The sequence below is a fragment of the Streptomyces sp. NPDC047022 genome (assembly GCF_040644155.1).
Taxonomy (GTDB): Bacteria; Actinomycetota; Actinomycetes; order Streptomycetales; family Streptomycetaceae; genus Streptomyces.
On the sequence record NZ_JBEYVV010000085.1, the window covers coordinates 1 to 3163 of the forward strand.

The following is a 3163-nucleotide window of genomic DNA, read 5'->3' on the forward strand; positions in this document are numbered from 1 at the left end:
ATGTCTATCCGCTGGCTCCGTTGCAGGAGGGTCTGTTCTTCCACCATCTGATGGCCGGCCGCGACGGCATGGACGAGGACGTCTACGCCGTCCCCTTCGTGCTCGGTTTCGACTCGCGTGAGCGTCTGGACGCGTTCCTCGCGGCGTTGCAGCAGGTGATGGACCGGCATGACATCTACCGCACGGCCATCGTCTGGGACGGACTGCGCGAACCGGTCCAGGTGGTCTCCCGTCGGGTGGCACTGCCGGTCGAGGAAGCGCGGCTGGACCCGCATGGAGGGGACGCGGTGGCTCAGTTGCTGGCGGCCTCCGGTGGCTGGATGGATCTGACCCGGGCGCCGCTGATGCGGGCGCACATCGCCGCCGAGCCGGGCAGCGACCGTTGGCTGGCCCTGCTGCGCATCCATCACCTGCTGCAGGACCACACCACGCTGGACGTGCTGCTCGGTGAGCTGCGGGCGATCATGTCCGGTCAGGGCGGCTCGTTGCCGGAGCCGCTGCCGTTCCGGGACTTCGTGGCGCAGGCCCGTCTCGGTGTGACGCGGGAGGAGCACGAGCGGTACTTCGCCGGCCTGCTGGGTGATGTCACCGAGACCACGGCTCCGTACGGCCTGATGGACGTGCACGGCGGTGGCGCCGAGGCCGTCACGGCGGTGCTCGAGTTCGACGCTGAGCTGTCCGGCCGGATACACGGGTTGGCGACCAGGCTGGTCGGCGCGGCCACGGTGTTCCATGTGGCGTGGGCGCGGGTGCTGGCGGCGGTCAGTGGCCGGGACGACGTGGTGTTCGGCACGGTGCTGTTCGGGCGGATGAACGCCGGTGCCGGCGCCGACCGGGTGCCGGGTCTGTTCATCAACACACTGCCGGTCCGGGTGCGGGTCGGTGGGACGAGCGTGGCCGAGGCGGTGGCCGGGATGCGGCAGCAGCTGGCCGAGCTGATGGTGCACGAGCACGCCCCGCTCACGGTGGCGCAGCAGGCCAGTGGCGTGCCGGGCGGCAGCCCGCTGTTCACCTCGCTCTTCAACTACCGGCACAACCAGAACCCCGCTGACACCACCGGCGGCGGGCTCGACGGCATCAGGATGCTCACCACCCGGGACCGGACGAACTACCCGGTGGCCGCCGCTGTGAACGACGACGGCAGCGGCTTCGTCGTCGCCATCGACGCCATCGCCCCGGCCGATCCCGAAAAACTGTGCACCTTCCTGCACACGGCGGTCACTGACCTGGTCACGGCGCTGGAGGAGGCCCCCGAGTCCCGCTTCGCCACCATCGACCTGCTGGACCCGGCCGAGCGGGATCAGCTGATCGCGGCAACGCGGGCAGCCCGTGCTGCGCTGCCCACCCCGGCCGAGCCCGCCGATCGGGGCACGGTCACCCGGGCGGCGGCCCGGCGGTCGCTCACCGTGCAGGAGGAGATCCTCTGCGGGGCGTTCGCGCAGGTGCTGGACCGGGAGAGCGTCGGCGTCGAGGACAACTTCTTCGCGCTGGGCGGGCATTCGCTGCTGGCGACGCGGCTCATGAGCCGGATCCGCACGCTGCTGGGAGTGGAGGTGTCGATCCGGGCGCTGTTCGAGGCCCCGACCCCGGCCGCTCTGGCCGCACGGCTGGCGCAGGCCGCCTCGGGCCGGACGGCCGTGACGGCGGTGGAGCGGCCCAAGCGCGTGCCGCTCTCCTTCGCCCAGCAACGTCTTTGGTTCATAGGGCAGTTGGAGGGACCGAGTCCGACCTACAACATCCCGCTGGCACTGCGGCTGCACGGCGAGTTGGACCGCGCCGCGCTGGAGGCCGCGCTGCGGGACGTGATCGGCCGGCACGAGGTGCTGCGCACCGTCTATGCGGCGGCGGACGGGCAGCCGTACCAGCGGATCCTGCCCAGCGACGAGGTCGACTTCGCGCTGCCGTACACCCGGCTGCCGGAGACGGATGTCGCCGAGGCGGCCGAGCGGGCGGCCGTTCACGCCTTCGACCTGGCCACCGAGATCCCGATCAGGGCCTGGCTGTTCGGCGTGGGCCCGGTGGAGCACGTACTGGTGGTGGTGCTCCACCACATAGCCGGTGACGGGTCGTCGATGCGGCCGCTGGCTCAGGACGTCTCGACCGCCTACACGGCGCGGCTGGCGGGCCGGGCACCGGTCTGGGACCCCCTGCCGGTGCAGTACGCGGACTACGCCCTGTGGCAGCGCGAGATCCTCGGGGCCGAGGACGACCCGGAGAGCCTGCTGTCCCGACAGGTGGCCTACTGGCGGGCGGCTCTGGCCGACGCACCGGAGGAGCTGGAGCTTCCGTTCGACCGGGCGCGTCCGGCGGTGGCCGGCCGCAAGGGGCAGGTGGCCGAGCTTGTGGTGCCCGCCGAGGTCCACCGGCAACTGCTGGAGATGGCGCGGGAGCGGGGGGTGACCCTGTTCATGGTGCTGCAGGCCGCCCTCGCCGTCACCCTGAGCCGAGCCGGTGCGGGCACCGACATCCCGATCGGGTCCTCGGTCGCCGGGCGCCTGGACGAGGCCCTGGACGACCTCATCGGGTTCTTCGTCAACACCCTGGTGGTACGCACCGACCTGGCGGGAGACCCGACCCTGGCCGAGGTGCTCGACAGGGTGCGCGAGGCCGGCCTGAACGCGTTCGCGCACCAGGACGTGCCCTTCGAGAAGCTGGTCGAGGAGCTGGCCCCGACCCGCTCGCTGGCCCGGAACCCGCTGTTCCAAGTCATGCTGACGCTGCAGAACACCGCCCCGGCGGCGGGAACCGGCTCCGCGTCGGCGCTGGACATGCCCGGTCTGCGGACCAGCGGACTGTCCGCGGGCGCCGAGGCCGCGAAGTTCGACCTGACCGTGACCGTCAGCGAGCGGTACGACGCCGAAGGTGCCCCCACCGGCCTGCGTGGCGGCCTGATCGGTGCGGCGGATCTGTTCGACGCCGATACGGTGGAGCGGATCTCGCGCTGGCTGACGCGGGTGCTCACGCTGATCGCCACGGATCCGCAGGCGCGGGTCGGCCAGGTGGAACTGCTGGACTCGGTGGAACGCCGAACGGTCGTGGAGAAGTGGAACGACACCGCTACCGCTCTTCCGGAGCTGTTGGTGCATGAGTTGTTCGAGGCGCGGGTTGTGGAGGCGCCGGGGGCGGTGGCGGTGGTTGCGGGTGGTGTGTCGGTGTCGTATGC

General features: G+C 71.5%; 1 protein-coding gene. It reads left to right on the forward strand.

Annotated elements, in window-relative coordinates; all coding sequences use genetic code 11:
• Positions 1-3163: condensation domain-containing protein (locus tag ABZ845_RS31810; RefSeq protein WP_360986987.1), on the forward strand; the 3163-nt coding region annotated here is incomplete at both ends.